This window comes from Ruegeria sp. AF8 (genome assembly GCF_056541825.1).
The window spans coordinates 64,926-84,958 of record NZ_JBQFYW010000003.1; the positions used below are offsets into that span (position 1 = coordinate 64,926).

The 20,033-nt window shown below is 58.1% G+C and carries 17 protein-coding genes; 3 read left to right on the forward strand and 14 right to left on the reverse strand.

All coding sequences use genetic code 11. The features are described 5' to 3' along the window. Positions 1-10 precede the first annotated feature (10 nt). On the forward strand, positions 11-1,639 hold the full coding sequence (locus tag ACR0AO_RS07565; RefSeq protein WP_480601936.1) for a bifunctional aspartate transaminase/aspartate 4-decarboxylase: 1,629 nt from the start codon (positions 11-13) through the stop codon (positions 1,637-1,639). On the opposite strand, the gene ACR0AO_RS07570 is transcribed toward ACR0AO_RS07565, so the two are convergent. From ACR0AO_RS07570 to lpdA, 8 genes are all read right to left on the reverse strand, one after another. Next, entirely contained in the window at positions 1,633-2,631 is a 999-nt protein-coding gene (locus ACR0AO_RS07570; RefSeq protein ID WP_480601939.1) for a helix-turn-helix domain-containing protein, read from the reverse strand. The genes ACR0AO_RS07565 and ACR0AO_RS07570 overlap by 7 nt on opposite strands. Positions 2,632-2,733: 102 nt before the next feature. Continuing rightward, positions 2,734-5,592: an aminomethyl-transferring glycine dehydrogenase gene (gcvP, locus tag ACR0AO_RS07575; RefSeq protein ID WP_480601943.1), complete on the reverse strand. Its 2,859-nt coding sequence runs from the start codon at positions 5,590-5,592 to the stop codon at positions 2,734-2,736. Positions 5,593-5,664: 72 nt separating this feature from the next. Beyond that, positions 5,665-6,030 (reverse strand): glycine cleavage system protein GcvH, encoded by a 366-nt coding sequence (gene gcvH / locus ACR0AO_RS07580; protein ID WP_480601946.1) that lies wholly within the window; start codon positions 6,028-6,030, stop codon positions 5,665-5,667. 16 nt (positions 6,031-6,046) lie between these two features. After that, entirely contained in the window at positions 6,047-7,144 is a 1,098-nt protein-coding gene (gene gcvT / locus ACR0AO_RS07585) for a glycine cleavage system aminomethyltransferase GcvT (RefSeq protein WP_480601948.1), read from the reverse strand. 29 nt (positions 7,145-7,173) lie between these two features. Further along, on the reverse strand, positions 7,174-7,587 hold the full coding sequence (locus ACR0AO_RS07590; RefSeq protein ID WP_480601952.1) for a universal stress protein: 414 nt from the start codon (positions 7,585-7,587) through the stop codon (positions 7,174-7,176). A 71-nt stretch (positions 7,588-7,658) separates the two neighbouring features. Next, complete coding sequence (locus ACR0AO_RS07595; protein WP_480601954.1) at positions 7,659-9,065, reverse strand: alanine/glycine:cation symporter family protein; 1,407 nt, start codon at positions 9,063-9,065, stop codon at positions 7,659-7,661. Positions 9,066-9,089: 24 nt separating this feature from the next. After that, positions 9,090-10,031, reverse strand: a complete 942-nt coding sequence (gene lipA / locus ACR0AO_RS07600; protein WP_480601957.1) for a lipoyl synthase — start codon at positions 10,029-10,031, stop codon at positions 9,090-9,092. Positions 10,032-10,042: 11 nt separating this feature from the next. Continuing rightward, the gene (gene lpdA / locus ACR0AO_RS07605) at positions 10,043-11,425 is read right to left on the reverse strand and encodes a dihydrolipoyl dehydrogenase (RefSeq protein ID WP_480601961.1); all 1,383 of its coding nucleotides are present in this window, start codon (positions 11,423-11,425) and stop codon (positions 10,043-10,045) included. 169 nt (positions 11,426-11,594) lie between these two features. Between lpdA and ACR0AO_RS07610 the strand changes: the two genes are divergently transcribed. After that, a complete protein-coding gene (locus ACR0AO_RS07610) occupies positions 11,595-12,209 on the forward strand; it encodes a helix-turn-helix domain-containing protein (RefSeq protein ID WP_480601963.1) in 615 nt (204 codons plus the stop codon). A 92-nt stretch (positions 12,210-12,301) separates the two neighbouring features. Here ACR0AO_RS07610 and ACR0AO_RS07615 read toward each other — a convergent pair whose 3' ends face one another. The 6 genes from ACR0AO_RS07615 to ACR0AO_RS07640 all read right to left on the reverse strand — a co-directional run bounded on the left by ACR0AO_RS07615 (position 12,302) and on the right by ACR0AO_RS07640 (position 19,555). Next, on the reverse strand, positions 12,302-13,399 hold the full coding sequence (locus ACR0AO_RS07615; RefSeq protein ID WP_480601966.1) for a flagellar basal body P-ring protein FlgI: 1,098 nt from the start codon (positions 13,397-13,399) through the stop codon (positions 12,302-12,304). Next, positions 13,396-14,403, reverse strand: coding sequence for a flagellin (locus tag ACR0AO_RS07620; RefSeq protein ID WP_480601969.1), 1,008 nt, complete (start codon positions 14,401-14,403; stop codon positions 13,396-13,398). The genes ACR0AO_RS07615 and ACR0AO_RS07620 overlap by 4 nt, the downstream gene beginning before the upstream one ends. 3 nt (positions 14,404-14,406) lie before the next feature. Then, positions 14,407-15,846 (reverse strand): flagellar hook-associated protein FlgK, encoded by a 1,440-nt coding sequence (gene flgK, locus ACR0AO_RS07625; protein WP_480601971.1) that lies wholly within the window; start codon positions 15,844-15,846, stop codon positions 14,407-14,409. 40 nt (positions 15,847-15,886) lie between these two features. Further along, on the reverse strand, positions 15,887-17,182 hold the full coding sequence (locus ACR0AO_RS07630) for a flagellar hook protein FlgE (RefSeq protein WP_480601974.1): 1,296 nt from the start codon (positions 17,180-17,182) through the stop codon (positions 15,887-15,889). Positions 17,183-17,279: 97 nt separating this feature from the next. Continuing rightward, on the reverse strand, positions 17,280-18,122 hold the full coding sequence (locus ACR0AO_RS07635) for an OmpA/MotB family protein (RefSeq protein ID WP_480601977.1): 843 nt from the start codon (positions 18,120-18,122) through the stop codon (positions 17,280-17,282). 95 nt (positions 18,123-18,217) lie between these two features. Further along, positions 18,218-19,555 (reverse strand): FliI/YscN family ATPase, encoded by a 1,338-nt coding sequence (locus ACR0AO_RS07640; protein ID WP_480601980.1) that lies wholly within the window; start codon positions 19,553-19,555, stop codon positions 18,218-18,220. An 87-nt stretch (positions 19,556-19,642) separates the two neighbouring features. On the opposite strand from ACR0AO_RS07640, the gene ACR0AO_RS07645 reads away from it, so the two are divergent. Further along, positions 19,643-20,032 (forward strand): FlgB family protein, encoded by a 390-nt coding sequence (locus ACR0AO_RS07645; protein WP_480601983.1) that lies wholly within the window; start codon positions 19,643-19,645, stop codon positions 20,030-20,032. Position 20,033: the final 1 nt, after the last annotated feature.

A 20,033-nucleotide genomic window follows, 5' to 3' on the forward strand; every position in this document is an offset into this window, starting at 1 on the left:
GAAATTCGATATGGACAAATTGAAACTGCACGATTTCGAAGCCCTCAGCCCGTTCGAGATCAAGGATGAACTAATAAAACTGGCCAGCGACGATTCGCGCCGCTCGAACCATGCCTTTCTGAATGCCGGGCGTGGCAATCCGAACTGGATTGCCACCCGCCCGCGCGAGGCCTTTTTCCTGCTGGGACAATTCGCGATTACCGAAGCGAAACGGGTGATGGACAACCCGGCGGGAATTGGCGGCATGCCCGCACAACCGGGTTGCGCCGACAGGCTACGGGCTTGGCTGGCCGATCATTCCGATATGCCGGGCGCCGATACGCTGGCAGAGATTGTCGAACACGCAATCTCGGCCTTTGAATTCGATCCGGACGCGTTTGTTCACGAGCTTACGGATTCGATTATCGGCGACAACTATCCGGTTCCCGACCGGATTCTGCACCACAACGCGGTTGTCGCGCATGAATATCTGATGTGGTCGATGTGCGCCGGCCACCGCCCCACGGAAAAGCTTGACTTGTTCGCGGTTGAGGGCGGAACAGCTGCGATGTGCTATATCTTCAAAGCGCTCAAGAACAACCGCCTGTTGAATCCGGGTGATACGATCGCGCTGGGTACTCCGATCTTTACCCCATATCTCGAAATGCCCGAGCTTGAAGACTATGACCTCGAGGTCCTTCACGTCTCGTCCCGCGAAGAGGACGGATTTCAGTATTCCGACGCCGAGATCGACAAGCTGAAGGACCCCCGGATCAAAGCCTTCTTTCTGGTCAACCCGGGCAATCCGTCCTCTGTCGCCATGAATTCGGCAACACTTGCCAAGCTGGACGATCTGGTCACCAACCACCGGCCCGATCTGATCATTCTGACGGATGACGTCTATGGTACATTCGTACATGACTTTCAGTCCGTGCTGGGGCATTTGCCTCGAAATACGATCGGGGTTTATTCCTATTCGAAATACTTCGGCTGTACCGGATGGCGCCTCGGCCTGATTGCCGTGGCACAGGACAACATTCTGGATGAAAAACTGGCCCGGTTGCCGGAAGAGACCAAGCAGATACTGGACCGGCGCTATGGGACGCTCAGCCTGACACCACGGAGTATCCGTTTCATTGACCGGATCGTTGCGGACAGCCGCGACGTGGCACTGAATCACACCGCGGGTCTGTCGCTGCCGCAGCAAGTCATGATGTGCCTATTTTCCCTATGCGAACTGGTGGACACCAAAAAAGCGTATCAATCCGCCTGTATAGAAATCGTCCATCGGCGGTTCAAACTGTTGACCGAGTCACTTGGCATTGATGTAACCCCTGACGAACACTACGACGCCTACTACGGTATCATCGATTTCGAGTATTGGTTGCGCCAATACATCGGCGAAGACGTGGTTCAGTGGATCAAGCAGAATGTTCACCCGCTGGATATCGCCTTCAAGCTGGCCGAGGATCATGCCATCGTTCTGCTCAACGGAGGTGGTTTCGACGCGCCGGACTGGTCGGCGCGTGTGTCATTCGCAAACTTGCCGGACGAAGCCTATGCCAAGATCGGGCGCGCCGTCAGGGCCGTTGCCCGGGGATATGTTCAGGCTTATCGCGCCGCGCAAAATCAACCTCTGCACGGCGGACCCGATCAGTGATTTGAAGCCCGCCTGCCCCGGAACGAGCGGCGGCGTACGGTCTGTGGGGTTTCGCCATATTCACGGCGGAACCACCGGGCCAGATTGGAACAGGTGCCAAATCCGGTGGCGACAACAATTTCCGAAAGCGGCAGGTTTGTATGTTCCAGCAACTGATACGCCCGTTCGATCCGAAGGGCGCGATAGGCGCTCAGAGGTCCTGATCCGGTCAGGTCCAGAAAGCGTCGCTGTAGCTTCCGGGTGGAAACGCCAAGCTGGTGGGCCAGCTCGCCAATCTTCAGCGGCTCCTCCAGATGGTGGCGCATCACCTCCAGGCAATTTTCGATCAGGTGGTCCCCCTGCGCAAGGTGCACCAGCGACATCGAAACCTTGCTTTGCTGCTGGCGAACTTCCGCGCTCAACCCCAAATAATCACTCAAGGCCCCGGCGGTGAATTGACCGTGATCCTCACCGACAAATTCCAGCAAAAGCCGTAGGGCCGCGAAGCTGCTGACGGCAGTGCACACCGACCCGGACATCGCGGAATGTGCGCCCGGAACACGTTCGACCAATTGCTCTTCGGCGGCGGCAGCAGAAAAGTTCGGGTGGATTGCAACGGAATGACGTTCCTGCAATCCGGTTTCACACAACAGAAAAATTGCCCCACCGATCAGAACCGATCGGTTTGCCAGTCGCAGGATCTGGCATGTCCGATTTCGCTCATCCGGGGTCAGATGCCAGCGTTCGTGAATGTCGCCAAGAAAAATGACCGAGCGGTTTGCCCAGTATCGGGCATCCTCGGCCGATTGCGACGACAATTTCTGCACCGTGATCTCGTAAGGGGTGCCATGCACCAATTCGTTCGCTGCCCGAAACAGGTCAACGACCATCTGAGCCGAGGCTACGGGCGAATTGCCCGGCACGATAATATCGATCGCACTCGCGCGGGGGTTCGACGTTGCCAGTCCGCACACCGGAGACGAGAGTTGCGGACTCGATTCACAGTAGATCATGTCTGCCTCCTTTCACGGAAGTCGCGCGGCGGGTCGACCGTTTCATGCCTGTTGCAATAAATCGCCCCGCCGGATCGCTCCGGCGGGACCAGCGGCCAGGGATCAGGCCGCGTCGTCTTCGTAGTCCGACATCGGTGGGCAGGTGCACACCAGATTGCGGTCACCGAACACGTTGTCGACCCGGTTCACCGGCGACCAGTATTTGTCGACGACAAAGCTGCCCGCAGGGAAGCACGCCTGCTCGCGGGTGTAGGGACGATCCCATTCCCCCACCAAATCGCGAACCGTGTGCGGTGCGTTCTTAAGCGGATTGTTTTCCGGGTCGATCTTTCCGTCGATGATATCCTGGGCCTCCTGCCGGATGGACAGCATTGCCTCACAGAAACGGTCCAGTTCCGCCTTGGGCTCGGACTCGGTCGGCTCCACCATCAGCGTGCCCGCAACCGGCCAGGACATGGTCGGTGCGTGGAAACCGCTGTCAACCAGACGCTTGGCGATGTCATCCACGGACACATTGCCATCATCCGCGAGCGGCCGGGTATCGAGAATGCACTCATGCGCCACACGTCCGGATTCCGAGGTATAGAGGATCTTGTACGCATCCTTGAGCCGCGCCGCGATATAGTTGGCGTTCAGGATCGCCACCTTGGTCGCCTGCGTCAGGCCCGCACCGCCCATCAGCAGCAGATACGCCCAGCTGACCGGAAGGATCGACGGTGATCCAAACGGCGCAGCCGAAACCGGGCCGATGGCCTGATTCAACTCGGGGTGCCCGGGCAGGTAGGGTTCCAGATGTGATCTGACACCGATCGGACCCATGCCGGGGCCGCCGCCGCCATGCGGAATGCAGAAGGTCTTGTGCAGATTCAGGTGGCTCACATCGCCCCCGATCTTGCCCGGCTGCGCCAGACCCACCATCGCGTTCATGTTGGCCCCGTCGATATAGACCTGACCGCCATGATCGTGAACGATCTGACAGACCTCCTGTACCGTTTCCTCGAACACGCCATGCGTCGAAGGATAGGTGATCATGCAGGCCGCGAGGTGATCCGAGTGTTTTTCGGCCTTGGCGCGGAAATCGGCCACGTCGATATTGCCGTTGTCATCTGACTTCACCGGCACAACCTGATAACCCACCATATTTGCGGTCGCAGGGTTGGTTCCGTGCGCCGAGGTCGGGATCAGACAAATGTTGCGATGCCCCTGACCCTTGGCCGCGTGGAAGTTGCGGATCGTCAGCAGGCCCGCATATTCACCTTGCGCACCCGAGTTCGGTTGCATCGAAATGGCGTCATAGCCGGTGATCTGGCACAGCTTGTCGTTCAGATCGGCGATCATTTCGTGATAGCCCTGCGCCTGATCTTCGGGAACGAAGGGGTGCAGGTTTCCGAATTCCGGCCAGGTGACCGGGATCATTTCGATGGTCGCGTTCAGCTTCATCGTGCACGATCCCAGCGGGATCATCGCCCGATCCAACGCCAGATCGCGGTCGGCGAGACGCCGCATATAGCGGGTGATTTCCGCCTCGGCCCGATTCAGATGGAAGATCGGGTGAGTCAGATATTCACTTTCGCGCAATGCATAGTCGGGCAGGCGATACAGACGGTTTTTCTGACTGTCGTCTTTCTTGTCGACGCCGAATGCACCCCAGACGGCTTCGATGGTCTCCGGGCGGGTCTGTTCGTCAAGCGAGATGCCGACACGGTCCTCTCCGACCTTTCGTAGGTTGATGCCGCGCGCGACAGCAGCCTCCATGACGACCTTTTGCAGGTGACCAACCTCAACCGTGATAGTGTCAAAGAACACTTCCGGTTCGACCTTGAACCCGTGCTCTTCCAGACCTGCCGCCAGACGCGAGGTCTTGCGGTGTACCGATTGGGCAATCGCCTTGATGCCGTCGGGGCCGTGATAAACCGCATACATCGAGGCGATAACCGCAAGCAGCGCCTGAGCGGTACAGACGTTGGAGTTGGCCTTTTCGCGGCGGATATGCTGTTCGCGGGCCTGCAGTGCCAGACGGTATGCCTTGTTGCCGCGCGCGTCGACGGAAACGCCGATGATACGGCCGGGCATCGACCGCTTGAGCGCGTCCGAGGTCGCCATATAGGCAGCGTGTGGTCCGCCATAACCCATGGGCACGCCAAACCGTTGGGTCGAGCCGATAGCGATATCCGCACCCATTTCACCCGGCGATTTCAACAGGGCCAGCGCCAGAATGTCCGCAGCCACGATGGCAATCGCCTTGTGCTCGTGCAGCGCGGCGATTTCCTTCGTGAAATCACGTACATGGCCATAGGTTCCGGGATACTGGAAGATCGCGCCGAAAACGGCGCCCGGGTCCAGATCGTCGGGGTCCGCGACCTGCACGTCGATACCAAGCGGCTGTGCGCGGGTCTTGATTACTGCAATGGTCTGCGGGTGACAGTTCTTGTCAACGAAGAACGCCGCGTTGTTTGCCTTGGACCGTCCGCCGCGCTTGGCCATGGTCATCGCTTCGGCGGCGGCAGTGGCTTCGTCCAGCAGCGAAGCGTTGGCGATGTCCAGACCGGTCAGGTCGCTGACCATGGTCTGATAGTTCAGCATCGCCTCAAGACGGCCTTGCGAAATTTCCGCCTGATAGGGTGAATACGACGTGTACCATGCAGGGTTTTCCAGAATGTTCCGCAGGATTGGTGCCGGGGTTGTCGTGCCATAATAGCCTTGCCCGATCAAAGACGTCAGAACCTTGTTCTTGGACGCAACCTCGCGCATGTGAAACATCGCATCGCGCTCGGTCATCGCCGGCCCCCAGTCCAGCGGCTCTTTCATGCGAATTGCCGGCGGAACGGTCGCGTCGATCAGTTGGTCCAGCGTCTTGAAGCCGATCACCTGAAGCATATCGGCCATCTCGCGCGGGGACGGTCCGATGTGACGGCGATTGGCAAAGTCATAGGCTTCGTAATCGGTCAGTTTGAAGGCCATGTCAGCACTCCTGTTTCGAAACTTGGCCCCGGCGGAATTTTCCGCCGGGAAAATAGGAAATTGACGCGACGATCAACCGATCAACGCTTTGTAGGCATCAAGATCCATCAGATCCTCAAGCTGCGAAGCATCCGCCACCTTGATCTTGTAAATCCATGCATCGCCTTCCGGGCTTTCGTTGAGCGCGCCCGGATTGTCTGCGAAAACCTCATTGACCTCGACGATTTCACCGTCAATCGGCGCATAAAGCTCTGACGCGGCCTTGACGGATTCGATCACACCGATTTCACCGCCCTTTTCGAACTCTTCGCCCGCATCGCGCTGTTCGACAAAGACGACTTCGCCCAACTGATCTGCCGCGTGCTGGGTAATGCCCAATGTGGCGATGTCACCGTCGACCGTGATCCATTCATGCTCTTCCGAGTAATAGGTTGCCATTAGTCTTTCTCCTGGCTTAGCGCTTGTAGTTCTGGGTGACGAAAGGCAGGGCGACGATTTCCGCTGGTTGTGCCTTGCCACGAATGATGAGGTTCACTTTTTCGCCCGGCTCGCCGTGGCCTGCTGAGACATAGCCCATCGCAACCGGGCCGCCCACGGTTGGGCCGAAACCGCCCGACGTGATCTGGCCGATGATGTTGCCGTCAGCGCATTGAATCTCGACGCCCTGGCGCGCTGGCGCACGGCCTTCGGGTTTGATACCGACCAATTTGCGCGTGGCACCTTCTGCCAATTCCTTTTGAACGCGCGCCGCTCCGGGAAAGCCGCCTTCTTCCTTGCGGCGTTTCTGGATCGCCCAGGACAGGCTTGCCTCGATCGGCGAGGTCGTCTGATCGATATCGTTGCCATAAAGGCAAAGCCCCGCCTCAAGCCGGAGGCTGTCGCGCGCGCCGAGGCCTGCAGGTTCGCAATCATCATGCGCGAGAAAGGCCCGCGTGATTTCGACGGCCTTGTCCTCGGGAATCGAGATCTCGTACCCATCTTCACCGGTATAACCCAAACGCGAGATGCGGCACTCGACACCGTTAATGTCCGCAACGGTGGTTTCCATGAACTTCAGTTCACGGGCGGCGGGGCACAGGGAGCCGACAACGTCTTCGGCCTTGGGGCCTTGTACGGCGACCAATGCGCGGTCGAAGATCTCAGTCACTTCGACGCCGTCCAGATTGTCGCGCATATGCGGAATGTCCTGATGGCGCAACGCGGCGTTCACCACGACGAAGTAGTGATCGCCCGCGTTCGACACGATCAGGTCATCCATGATCCCGCCTTCTTCATTGGTAAAGAAGCCATAGCGTGCTTTGCCTTCCTTCAGCGTCGCATAGGCCTGCGGGCATATCGACTCCAGCTTTTCTCCCACGTTCTCGCCGCGCAGGACTACCTGACCCATGTGAGATACGTCGAAAACAGCAGCATTTTCACGGCATTGCTTGTGCTCGCCCATGATGCCCATGGGATATTGCACCGGCATTTCCCAGCCGGCAAAATCGACCATCTTGCCGCCAAGTTCGACATGCAGGTCATAAAGTGGGGTGCGTTTGGGCGCGTCAGTCATGACAAGAACCTTTCAGTGTCTAATCCGGGTCAGCCGCGAACGACCATGACCGTACAATGAGCGTTGCGAACAACACGGGCAAGGTTTGGTCCAATCTCGAAATTGGGGAAATCGCCTTCCGCCGAGGCCATGACGATCATGTCAAACCCACCCTGGTGAGCAAGCTTGAGGATTTCGCGATAGACGCTGCCTTCCTGGATATGAACCGCGACTTCGGAAGCCCCTCCATTGTCCAGAATTGCCTGAACCGCGTTGCGGACATGTTCCTTGGCGCCAGAACCGTAATTCGCCGGCAGGTTAGGCAATTTGATGATCTCGGGAACGACGGAAACCGCATGCAGCTCGGCGCCATAGAACTTTGCCTGCTCCAATGCGAGCGGCAGCGCCTTTTTCCACGAATTTTCGTCCGTGTGGTCAATCGGAAGCAGGATTTTCTTGGCCATCGGTCAGGTCCTCGAAGTTGAATTCGATTTCAGGAAGCGGGGGGCCAGCAAAAAGGCCCCCCGGTCATTGATTATTCGGCAGGGGAACCGCCCGGCTCTTCCGATTTTCCGCCGCTGGCAAAGAACTCTTTCGTCAGCTTGAAGACGATCGGGCTCAGCAGCGCCAGTGCGATCAGGTTCGGCAGTGCCATCATCGCGTTCAACGTATCGGCCAGCAGCCAGATGAAGCCCAGATCGGCCGTTGCACCGAAATAGATCATGACGATCCAAAGCACCCGGTAGGGGATCAGAGACTTGACGCCCAGCAGGAACTCGACGCATTTTTCGCCATAGAACGACCAACCCAGGATGGTGGTGAAGGCGAAAATCGACAGAGCGATGGCGATCAGATAGCCACCGATGCCCGGCAGGGTGGTCTCGAAAGCCAACGAGGTCAGGGCCGCGCCGGAGATACCCAGTTCCGGATCCTGATTGAACAGCTCGACCGACGCGTCCAGCGCACCCGACGAGATGATCGCCAGACCGGTGATCGAGCAGACGATGATGGTGTCGATGAACGTACCCAGCATCGCGATCAGGCCCTGGTTCACCGGGCCTTTGGTTTCGGCGGCTGCGTGAGCGATCGGGGCGGACCCCAGACCGGCTTCGTTCGAAAAGACGCCACGCGCCACACCAAAACGGATCGCCAGCCAGACCGCTGCACCCGCCGCACCGCCTTTTGCCGCCCATGGCGTGAAGGCATATGCGAAGACGTCGGCAATTGCTGCACCGATCGAACCAATGTTCAGCAGCAGTACCAGCAGACCTGCGATGATATAGGCAATGGCCATGAACGGAACCAGCTTACCGGCAACCGCACCGATGCGGGTGATGCCGCCCAGGATCACGGCTGCGGTCAGGACCATCAAAATCACACCGGTGACCGAGGTATTCAGGCCGAAATTCGTTTCCAGAACCTGTGCCACACCGTTGGCCTGAACGCCATTGCCGATGCCGAATGCAGCGATCCCGCCAAACAGGGCGAATGCCCAGCCCAGCCAGTGCCAGTTCGACGACAACCCGTTCTTGATGTAGTACATCGGGCCACCGACAAAGTTGCCCAACTCGTCCTGCTCGCGGTATTTTACGGCGCAGACGGCCTCGGCGTATTTTGTGGCCATGCCCACCAGGGCGGTCATCCACATCCAGAACAATGCTCCCGGACCGCCCAGGAAGACAGCAGTCGCCACGCCTGCGATATTGCCCGTCCCGATGGTCGCCGAAAGCGAGGTCATCAGTGCGTTGAACGGGCTGATCTGCCCCGCGCCCTGACCCTCACGGCCTTGGAACAGCAGGCGAAAGCCGGTGCCGATGCGCAGGATCGGCATGAATTTCAGCCCGACCTGCAAGAAAAAGCCGACACCGAGGATAAGAGCGAGCATGGGTACACCCCACACGATGCCGTTTATCCAGCCGACTATTGAGTTTAACGCTTCCATGGTTTCCCTCCCATTGCGTTAAGTTTATGCCCTTGCCACCAGCATCTGCTGACGAGCGCGTTTCAGGGCGGCGAAATCTTCGTCTGCGTGAAAAGACGACCGTGTCAGCGGCGTGGCCGACACGTGCAAAAAGCCCTTGGACCTGGCGATCTGTTCCAGTTGGGCGAATTCTTCCGGGGTCCAGAACCGGTCGATCGGGTGGTGTTTCGGGGTCGGTTGCAGGTACTGGCCGACGGTCAGAAAATCGACGTTTGCGGCCCGCAGATCGTCCATCACCTGGCGCACGTCATTGAGGGTTTCCCCGAGACCGACCATCAACCCCGACTTGGTGAAAATGTCAGGCGCCGCACGTTTTGCATCATCCAGCAAACGCAGGGACGCATAGTAACGAGCGCCCGGGCGCACCGTCGGATAGAGGTGTGGCACGGTTTCCAGATTGTGATTGAACACATCCGGCACGGCGTCGAAAACGGCGTTGGCCGCCTCGCCCTTGCCAAGGAAATCGGGCGTCAAAACCTCAATCGTTGTTTCAGGATTCTGGTGACGCACAGCACGAATGGTCTGGGCAATGTGCCCGGCTCCACCATCTTGCAGATCATCCCGATCTACCGAAGTGATCACGACATGGCGGAGACCGAGCTTTTTGACCGCTGCCGCCACCCGGCCCGGTTCAAACATATCCAATTCATCTGGGCGGCCGGTCGCCACGTTGCAGAACGAACATCCCCTTGTGCAAATTTCGCCCATGATCATCATCGTGGCGTGCCGCTTGGACCAGCACTGACCAATATTGGGACAGGCGGCCTCCTCGCAAACTGTTGCCAGCTCGTGATCGCGCATCAGACGACGGGTTTCATAATACTCGCCACTCTCGATCTTTTTCCTGCGTATCCACTTAGGCTTACGCGGGATCGCACTGTCAACCTTTTTGGCTTTCTCGGGATGGCGGAGACGGGGTACGTTCATCTGTCAGACCTTCACGCGTGAATGGCCCGGCCCATGGCATCAAGGCAGGCTTCCTTGACGGCCTCACCCATCGCCGGATGCGCATGGCAGGTGGCCGCGACCTCGGCCACGGTCGCGCCCTTGGTCATCGCGAGTACGAGTTCGGCAATCAGATCGCCGCCATGCGCGCCGCAGATATGGGCGCCAAGAATTTTCCCGTCCGCGTCCGCCAAAACCTTGACCGCGCCATCGGTTTCCCCGGTCGAGCGCGCGCGGGAGTTGGCCATGAATGCGAATTTTCCGACGCTATATTCCGCGCCGGCCTCTTTCAGCGCCTCTTCGGTTTGACCGACGGACGCAACTTCGGGGTCCGTATAGACCACGCCGGGGACTGTGTTGTAGTCGACATGCCCCGCCTGACCCGCCAGCATTTCGACGCACGCAACGCCATCTTCTTCCGCTTTGTGCGCCAGCATCGGCCCCGGCACACAGTCGCCAATGGCGTAAATTCCCGGGACCGTGGTCTCAAAGGTTTTGCTCACCTCGATAAACCCGCGCGGGTTCACAGCGACGCCAAGATCCTCCAATCCCAGGCCACGCGTCACAGGGCGGCGGCCGACCGCGATCAGAACCTTATCGGCCTCAATGACGTCTTCCTTGTCCTTGCCAACCCTCTCCAGGGTCAAAGACAGGTTGTCACCCGCCTTCTCAACAGACTTCAAGGCACGCCCCAATTGAAACTTCAGCCCGCGCCTGCTCAGGGCTCTTTGTGCCAGTTTCGCGATTTCGCCGTCGATGCCCGGCAACACCCGGTCCAGGTACTCGACAACGGTCACTTTTGCGCCCAGCCGCGCCCAAACTTGGCCCAGCTCCAAGCCGATGACACCCGCGCCGACGACAACCAGATGGTCCGGAACCGTCTCGAGCGCCAAGGCCCCGGTTGAACTGAGCACATTCTCTTCGTCGAACGCGATCCCCGGCAGCGGCGTCGGCTCGGATCCCGTTGCGATCAGGATATTCCTTGCCTCGATCACTTCCTGCCCGACCGCAACTTGCCCAGCCTCCGGAATCGACGCCCATCCTTCGATCAGATCGACGCCGTTTTTCTTGAACAGAAACGCAATCCCTTTGGTCAGATCCCCGACAATCTTGTCCTTGCGTGCCATGAGCGATTGCAGATCAATGCTGGCCCCCTCGACCGCGATACCGTGCGAGGAGAGATGGGAGAGCTCGGCGTATTTGGCCGAAGAAGTCAGCAGTGCCTTGGAGGGAATGCATCCGACATTCAGGCAAGTGCCACCCAGAGCGCTACGGCCTTCGACGCAGGCCACCTTCATACCAAGCTGCGCGGCGCGAATTGCCGCCACATAACCTCCCGGTCCGCCACCGATGATCACCAGATCGTACACGCTCACAGATTCCCCTCCGAAAACAAGATTCAATTCTGGAATGTCGCCATTGTATGCAGCGGCATGTCTCCTATAGGAAACTTTTTCCCTTTAAGCAACATATGATTTCATCGGGAAATTTTGACTAAGCGATGCATCAAAGCTAAGATTGCAGGGAAACAAGGGGATTTTGACGATGGAACCCGTTCAAACCGAGGAAATCGGAATTGTAAACGAAGCGGCTGAGGCGCCGGACGGCGAAATACTAGGGAAAATGATTCGCGACGCCCGCAAAGAGAAGGGTCTGACGCTCGAAGAGGCGGCCAAGGCGGCGGCGATCGGACGATCAACCTTGTCAAAGATCGAAAACAACCAGACGCGACCGAGTTTCGATATCATCAGACGGCTGATGCAAACGCTGGAATTGGAAACCCCTCAGCTCTTTGTGCAATCCGCCAAAAGCGACATCTCGGGGCGTCGCGATTTCACCCGCTCCGGCAACGGCGAACATCAGGAAACTCGCACCTACGATCATGAACTGCTGTGCACAGAACTGACCAGCAAACGCATGCTGCCTTATTTCAGCACCATCAAGGCCCGCGACGTGACCGAATTCGACAATTGGGTGCGCCACCGTGGCGAAGAGTTCATGCTCGTCATGAGTGGCGAGGTAACGCTATTTACCGAACATTACAGACCCCTGCATATGAAAGCCGGAGATTGTGTTTACTATGATAGCGGCATGGGGCACGGCTGCGTGTCGACCAGTAAAGAAGATGCTCGTGTTCTTTGGGTTTCTTTGGCGGATTGACCGTGCAGTCACCTTCCCCGCAACCCACCGGAGCATGAAGGATCGTCAAGTGTGATTTTTGGTTTTTTCACATCAGACCGAAAGCTATGATTTCACCGCACAACGAACTCCGCATGCAACGCGCCCGCCGCCTTGATCGTTTTCAGAATGTCGATCATGTCACGTGGTGAAACCCCCAATGCGTTTAGCCCCGCAATCACATCAGATAACGACGTGCTGTCGGGAACTTCGGCAAGGCGAGTGCCTTCTTCCTCTTCGATATCCGCAGTCGTACGGGGCACAACCACAGTCTGACCATTGGCAAACGGGTTCGGTTGTACCGCGATCGGCGATTCCTCGACACGCAGTGTCAGGTTTCCCTGAGAGACCGCGACGCGGGAAATCCGCACGTCATCCCCCATGACGATCGTTCCCGAGCGCTGATCGACAACAACACGCGCCTTTCGCTCCGGTTCGACCAGAATGTTTTCGATCTGACCTATGGCATGAGCCGTGGAAAGCGACCGCGTCGCGGATACATCAATCTGGACAGTGCCAGAGTCGCGCATGATGGCCACCCTCCTGTTGAATTCGCGATTGATTGCAAGCTCGATTCGGCCTGCAGTGGTAAAGTCGGGCTCGCGCAACGCCAACCGAAGTTGCGTCAATGAATTCAGGTCAAACTCGATTTCACGCTCAACCCGTGCCCCTGAGGGGATGACGCCGGATGTCGGAACGCCCTGTACGACCGATGCGGCGTCGCCCTCCGCGGACGCTCCACCGGCCAGGATCGTTCCCTGGGCAACCGCGTAGATCTGCCCGTCCGCGGCATTGAGTGGTGTCATGATCAAGGTTCCACCCAGCAGACTTTTGGAATCTCCGATGGCTGAAACCGTTACGTCGATCTGGCCCCCGACGCGCGAGAACGGCGGCAGGCTCGCCGTCACCAATACCGCGGCTACGTTTTTCGGGCGAAACTGCTCACCAGTCACATTAACACCCAAACGCTCCAGTATGTTCGACATGATCTCTTCGGTGAAAGGCGAATTGCGCAACCCATCCCCGGTGCCATTCAATCCGACCACAAGACCGTATCCGACCAGATCATTCCCCCGGACCCCATCGAATTCGACTAGATCCTTGAGCCGGATCGCGTTCGCCGCAGCAAGGTCCGGCAAGAGCAGAGTAAAAAGAAAAAGAAGAACCCTCATCTCAGAAAATTCACCAAAGACAGGTTGGCATTTCGAACTGTGACCGAGTACAGGGCCTCGAGTTGGTACTGCACCTCCTGAAGCCGCGTGGCCGTTTCATAGGGGTCCGCGCCGATCAACCCCCCCCTGGAAAATTCCAGACTGGTCCGGGTTGCGGAATTCCTGGTTTGCGCCTGCTCCACACGCGCTTCGGCTGCTCCGATTTCGGCGCGAACATTCAACACGGAATCCTTTGAATTGGCCAGTTCCACACCCATCGATGTGAGCAACTCAGCCCTTTGATCGGGCGGCAGATCCAATGCGGGGTCAAAGGCCAATGCCGCCAGCGCCATGGCACCCAATACATCCCGGTACACGTCATCATCCGCTTTTGCCCGAAGATTGACCTGATCATCGTCGGATAAACGCATCGAAGCCAGGCTTGTATCGGATCCACGATACATCGTGGTGTGAAAGCCGGCGGGGTCATCAAACCAGTCCTGCGCGGCCTGCTGGGCATCGGCTGCAATCGTCAGCCCTGAAATCTCTGCGCGCAACGCCGTCAGAAGCGTTTCGGTCGATTCCATCGGCGTTGTATCCGTCGCCATGCCAGCAAACAGCGAACGCCCGCCAATGCGCGTGTTCAACGCCGACAAAACAGCATCCAGATCGTTCTGCGCCTGAACACTCGCTTGCTCATAGGTGACCGTCTGATTGGAAGAGCCAAAGGAAAGAAGCGCTGCGGACAAATCCGAAACACTGTCATTAATGACCGACAGGCTTTTTTGCATTCCGCTCGCGATCAGCCCGGCCTCGGCTGTGGCGACGCGAAACCCATCCAACCGTTCCAGGCTGCTGTCGATGGCCGCAATCTGGGAGTAGTCCCCCCTCAGCCTTGCGGACAAGTCCGAAACCTGACCCGAAGACAACTCATGGGACAGAGTTTCAATTTCTTGCTTGATGGCGGTACTGCGCGATTTCAGCGTGTACCCTCTGGCAAGATCACCAATCGAATTCAAAGCCATGATCTACAACCCCAACAGCGTATCCATCAGTTCATCAACGACCCGAAGCATCCTAGCATTGGCAGCATAGGATTGTTCGATCCTCATCAGATCCTGCAGTTCCACATCCGTATCCACTCCCTGCTCGCCTTCGATGCGCTGCAACTCGGTTTGCACCGCTGTCGTGTAAGCGACCCGTCCGGCGGCGTCCTGCACCCCCTGCCCGGTTTTTGACAGCAATGCCCCGCTGATATCCGCAGCAGACATCCCGCCGGTGCCAAACCGCAAGGACGGCATGGTCCGGGAATCGGTCAATGCATCAGAAAACATGTTCAATAACCGCGCGTCGCCCTGCTCTCCCGGTGACACAGCGCCAAGTCCGTCGCGCAGCTTCCAACTCTCGCCGCCCGCGTTGGGATCAACAACGGAATTCAACTGAATTCTTCCGGCCAGACCGATTTCAGAACCGGGATCAAACCTGTTCCCGCCGTCGGTAAACAACCCGGGATCGGTTGTGCCGAGCGTCGGGTCCAGGCCGGACGTCTCGAACCGTTCCATCAGGTCGCGCGCCACCGTGTCAAGATCTGCCTGCGCTTCGACCGCGAGATCATCGCGAACCTCGAACAAAGCGGCAAGGCTGCCGCCGTAAATCGGGGAGTTTTTACCCGATGTGCGAACCGGAGTACCGTTGATCTCCAGTCCCGATAAAAGGCCGTTATCGACGGTCATGTGCGGCAGAATTGCGCCCACAGATGAAAAGGTCAGTTGCGCTGCCCGGCCATCCAAAAGAACCGCCCCACCGCTCGAATAAAGTGAAATCTGATCGTTTTTGCGTTCGATGGCTTTCACGGGAATGATCTCGTTCACCTTATCGATTAGTGATTGCCGCCGATCCAGAAAGGCCGAGATGTTTCCGCCGGAGTTTTGGATCGCCGGAATTCGCGCATTGAGTGTTTCGATTTCCCTGAGTGCGGAGTTGAGTTGATCAATCTGTTGCCCGATGCTCTTGTCGGCACCCGACCGGAGATCCTGCACCCCTGCCGATGCGTCGTTGATGACGCCTGTCAACGCGCGCGCGCTTGCTGCAACCTGATCGAGACGGGTTTTGGAATCGGGCGCGCTGGCCGCAGCAATAAGACTGCTTTCCAGGCTCGCCAAGCGGCTTGCGACGGAATAGGGATCATTCGCCGTTCCAACCAGGCCTTCAAACGAGCTGAAAAAGTCGCCCGTGACCGAAGTGTTGGCGTAACCTGCGTCGGCCAGCCTTCGATTTGCTGTCAAAACCGGGTCGTCGTGACGGGTGATGCCGACCACATGAACGCCACTGCCGGAATTCGGACTGCTCGCGAGTTCCAGAGATTGCCGCGAATACCCCGGGGTCAGGGCATTCGAAACATTGTCAGACACAACCGCGGCCCCGCGGCTGGCGGCGGTCAGGCCACTGAGCGCGCTCTGCAATGCCATGGAAAGGCTCATTTCTCAGGTCCCCTCAGATTGATGAGTTTCAGCGCTTGATGTTCGTCGTCTCCTGCAGCATCTCGTCGACGGTCTGAATGACCTTGGCACTGGAAGAAAAAGCACGTTGTGTCTGGATCATCGCGGTCAGTTCAGTGGCCACGTCGGTGGTCGATTCCTCGCGCGCGAAGGAAACAAGATCACCCGTCGGGCCTTCGCCCGCATTCCACAAGAAATAAGTTCCACTCTCACGCGACGGCGCATAGGTCTGGCTGTCGAGCGCGTTCAATCCATTTGGATTTGGTACATCGACAAGGGGGATCTGAAACATGCGGCGGCTGACCCCGGTATCATAGAACGCGTATACATAACCGCTTTCATCCACCTCGACGCTGGTCATCGTTCCCACGGCAGAGCCATCCCGCGTAATTGACACCGGCGCGAACGTATCAGAAAGCTGGGTGATCCCGTTCGAATCCCCCAATTGGCCGATGTTGATCTCCATCGCCCCGCCGGCAACGTTGACCAGAACGCTGCCAGTCGCCGGATCATAAGCTCCGCCCGACACCGCAGCGACACTTGCAAGCGTCCCGCCGGTCGTACGACTGTCGTCGAAGGTCAGCGTATATTCTCCGATCACTACCCCACCCGATCCGGTGTCTCGCAGGGTCATCGTCCATTCGTTGCTGACACCGGATGCCGGAACCGTGGGCACCAGTTCTATGTCGATGCTTTCGGATTTACCCAGATTGTCGAAATACTCGACCGACAGGGGTTGCGTTTCACCTGGAGAATCCGCTTCGGTCGCGGTTGCCGGCAAATTCATCCTGAGTGTCATTTCCGTGGTCGGAGAACCCGAAAGCTGGTTCACGCTTAACTGCACGGGCTGCAACCCCGCCGGCGTGTCCCGCGGAAAGTTTGGAATCGAACCGTCAGCAGCTGCTGGCCACCCCAAAAGCACCAGCCCTGATTCCGTAACCAGGTACCCATCCTCATTGGTTCGGAAAGAGCCGGTGGTCGTCAGCAACATATCAGTTGTGCCGGATGAAATCTGCGAACTGGGTGCAACCGGCAGCATCCCGCGCCCCCGCACCGCCAGATCGGTGGAGTTGCCGGTGGTGACCAACGAGCCTCTCTGGTCGATCAGACGCTGGCTCGTCGTGCGAACGCCACCTGCGGAATATGTACCGCCCGAACTTGACGTGACCATGGAATGGAAATCCGTTTCGACCCTTTTGTAACCAAAGGTCGACGAATTCGCGATGTTGTCCGAAATGGTCGCCAATTTGTTGGCGTTGGCCTTCAACGCCGCAACACCGGCATTCAACGAAGAGGAAATGGTCATCAGCGCGCCCTTCTGCTGCCTTTCTTGAACTGTGTTGCAACGCTTAGCGCACCGGGCCTTAACAGCGCGCTAATGAAAAAACTGCGTCTAGTTCAAATTATGAATCGCGCAGAAAAATTATTTCGATCCTGTTGTTCCGAGCCGCCATCGGATTGTAATCGGCTGGTTTTCTCTCGCCATGTCCGGTGACTCTTTGAATCCGCGCCGGTGCCACGCCAAAGCGTTCCAGCATCTCGCGCGTTTGACCCGCGCGTGCCGATGACAAGCCCCAGACCGGGTTTTTTACGAGAATCACCGGATACGTCCGGGTGTGACCCCCGATCGCAATCCCATTGGTGACGACATCGGATGACCTTGCCACCGCCCGAACCAGATCCTGCATCAATCGGGTGGGCTGATCCGAATCCGTCTTGAACAACGGCGTGCCCTCGGTGGCGAATAATTCGACGACCAGACCCTCGTCGGTGACCTTCGTCACGATATGCTCCAACTGTTTCTTGGACAGCAGGCTTTCGCCGCTTTTGCCAAGCAATCTGGCTTCGAGAGTTGTGAAGTCCTCGGTTTTTTGCAGGTCGGCGCCTTCTTGGGCTACACCACTCGATCCGCGCGCACGTTTTGCATCCGCCGGATTGCGGCGGGTTGCACCTGATCCGTCCATAACCAGGGTCTTTTCGGAAAACATGCTGTCACCGCCAAATGCGCCATCGCCACCGCCTGATACAGGATTCACCGGAATGGTTGGCGAGAAGTAATCCGCCAGCCCCTTGCGTTGCTTTTCGGTTGTCGCATTCAACAGCCACATCAACATGAAGAAGGCCATCATGGCCGTCACGAAATCCGCATAAGCGACTTTCCACGCGCCGCCGTGATGACTGTCACCACCCCCGCCACCGCGTTTCTTCTTGATGATGATTGGCGCCGCATTTGTTCGCGCACCCATATCCACCACCTTTTTTCACCCGAAAACAGAGATAGCAGAATGAGTATTAAGGCATATCTAACGTATAAAAATGTCGGGTTTCTGCATGGCTCCGCTCACTTTGTCTGATGCGATTTCGAGCGCCGCAAAATGAGCGACAACCGCTCAAAACCGGCGGCAGAATCATTCGGATCGGTTCTGGCAAAAAACGCATCAAGTTCTTCATGCGCGCTAATGGCCTGATCAAGTTGAGGATCCGAACCCACATTGTACAGACCCGCCTTTATCATGACTTCGGATTGTTCGTAGCGGCCAACCAGCTTCCGCACCTCGGCAATCAGCTCATTTTCTTCGGGATTGGCGGCATCGGGCAAACTGCGCGACACCGAACGGCTGACATCAATCGCAGGAAATCGCCCGCGTTCCGCTATGTCACGGCTCAGCACAATGTGCCCGTCAAGAATGCCGCGCAGGATATCCGCGACAGGTTCGTCCATATCCGAACCCGCCACCAGCACACTGAACACGGCGGTGATATCCCCCTGTCCTTCGGTTCCCGGACCCGCGCGTTCACACAATCCCGAAATCAGGGATGTCACCGATGGAGGGTAGCCTCGCAACGCCGGCGATTCTCCGGCCGCAATTGCGATTTCACGATGTGCCTCGGCGAAACGGGTGACCGAATCGGCCAGAAACAAAACGTTCAGGCCCTGATCCCGGAAAAACTCGGCCACAGACATGGCGGCCCAGGCGCAACGCCTGCGCACCAGCGCGGATTGATCCGAGGTCGCGGCAACGACAACTGCGCGCGCCATGCCCTGGCGGCCCAGGGTCTTGTCCACGAATTCATTGACCTCGCGCCCGCGCTCGCCAATCAGTGCGACGACCACGACATCGACCTGCATGAATTTGGCCAGTGTCGCGAGCAACGTGGACTTGCCGACGCCGGACCCCGCGAACAATCCGAGCCGCTGGCCGCGCACAACCGGCAATATGGTATTGAGGGCCGCCAGCCCGGTTGCCATGCGCGCGCCCAACGCCCTGCGCTCAACGGCGGGCGGAGGGGACTGCATCAGGTCGCGCGCCCGTTCGCCACGCAACAGCGGCTTGCCGTCCAATGGTTTGCCAAAGGCGTCGATTACGCGGCCAACCCAATGCATGCCCGGCGCAAAGTCGGTACCGGGTTCCAGCGCCACACGGTCGCCAAGGCTGACCCCTTCGGGCGCGGTGTGGGGCAGCATGTGTACCGATCCACGGCCGACATAGATGACTTCGCCGGTCAGGGGTGTGCCGGATTTTCGCCGCAAAACCAGGTGATCACCGATACATGCGGAATCAGCGAGGTTTTCCACATCGATCACGCCACGGGCTACGCCGGCCACCCGGCCCACTCGCCGCACGCAAGTCAGCCTCTCAAACTCCGCTTTCAACAACTTAGGATCTGGTGCTTTCATGCCGGGTTGTTCCTTTGATGTTCGAAAACGGTTTCTAAAGGAATCGGGGTTAAGCCTTGATTGAAACCGATCGAGGGAGAAGCCCCGATGTTCTCTGACCTGAACGTCTTTAAGACAGCGTACGCCATGGCATCACATGCCGGAAAACGGCAGGCCGTCGTCGCCCGAAACATGGCCAATGCCGATACGCCCGGCTTTCAGGCCCGGGATATCGAGACCTTCGACAAAGCGTTTGAGGCACCGTTCTTGCACGGCGAGATGCGCGCATCGCGCGCCAGGCACCTGAACGGCGGCGGCACCTCAGCCCAGGACTGGCCTGAATTCAGGACTGGCACTCCGGAGGATCCGAATGGCAACAACGTTTCCATTGAAGTGGAGATGCTGAAAGCCGTCGATGTCAAACGCCAACACGACCGTGCTCTGGCGATTTACCGGTCTTCTCTCAACGTACTCCGTGTCAGTCTCGGCAAAGTCTGAG

Excerpts from the sequence above, each read along its gene's own strand:
- ACR0AO_RS07565 (WP_480601936.1), top strand. The coding sequence starts at position 11 with ATGGACAAATTGAAACTGCACGATTTCGAAGCCCTCAGCCCGTTCGAG.
- ACR0AO_RS07570 (WP_480601939.1), bottom strand. The coding sequence starts at position 2,631 with ATGATCTACTGTGAATCGAGTCCGCAACTCTCGTCTCCGGTGTGCGGA.
- gcvP (WP_480601943.1), bottom strand. The coding sequence starts at position 5,592 with ATGGCCTTCAAACTGACCGATTACGAAGCCTATGACTTTGCCAATCGC.
- gcvH (WP_480601946.1), bottom strand. The coding sequence starts at position 6,030 with ATGGCAACCTATTACTCGGAAGAGCATGAATGGATCACGGTCGACGGT.
- gcvT (WP_480601948.1), bottom strand. The coding sequence starts at position 7,144 with ATGACTGACGCGCCCAAACGCACCCCACTTTATGACCTGCATGTCGAA.
- ACR0AO_RS07590 (WP_480601952.1), bottom strand. The coding sequence starts at position 7,587 with ATGGCCAAGAAAATCCTGCTTCCGATTGACCACACGGACGAAAATTCG.
- ACR0AO_RS07595 (WP_480601954.1), bottom strand. The coding sequence starts at position 9,065 with ATGGAAGCGTTAAACTCAATAGTCGGCTGGATAAACGGCATCGTGTGG.
- lipA (WP_480601957.1), bottom strand. The coding sequence starts at position 10,031 with ATGAACGTACCCCGTCTCCGCCATCCCGAGAAAGCCAAAAAGGTTGAC.
- ACR0AO_RS07610 (WP_480601963.1), top strand. The coding sequence starts at position 11,595 with ATGGAACCCGTTCAAACCGAGGAAATCGGAATTGTAAACGAAGCGGCT.
- ACR0AO_RS07615 (WP_480601966.1), bottom strand. The coding sequence starts at position 13,399 with ATGAGGGTTCTTCTTTTTCTTTTTACTCTGCTCTTGCCGGACCTTGCT.
- ACR0AO_RS07620 (WP_480601969.1), bottom strand. The coding sequence starts at position 14,403 with ATGGCTTTGAATTCGATTGGTGATCTTGCCAGAGGGTACACGCTGAAA.
- flgK (WP_480601971.1), bottom strand. The coding sequence starts at position 15,846 with ATGGCATTGCAGAGCGCGCTCAGTGGCCTGACCGCCGCCAGCCGCGGG.
- ACR0AO_RS07630 (WP_480601974.1), bottom strand. The coding sequence starts at position 17,182 with ATGACCATTTCCTCTTCGTTGAATGCCGGTGTTGCGGCGTTGAAGGCC.
- ACR0AO_RS07635 (WP_480601977.1), bottom strand. The coding sequence starts at position 18,122 with ATGGGTGCGCGAACAAATGCGGCGCCAATCATCATCAAGAAGAAACGC.
- ACR0AO_RS07640 (WP_480601980.1), bottom strand. The coding sequence starts at position 19,555 with ATGAAAGCACCAGATCCTAAGTTGTTGAAAGCGGAGTTTGAGAGGCTG.
- ACR0AO_RS07645 (WP_480601983.1), top strand. The coding sequence starts at position 19,643 with ATGTTCTCTGACCTGAACGTCTTTAAGACAGCGTACGCCATGGCATCA.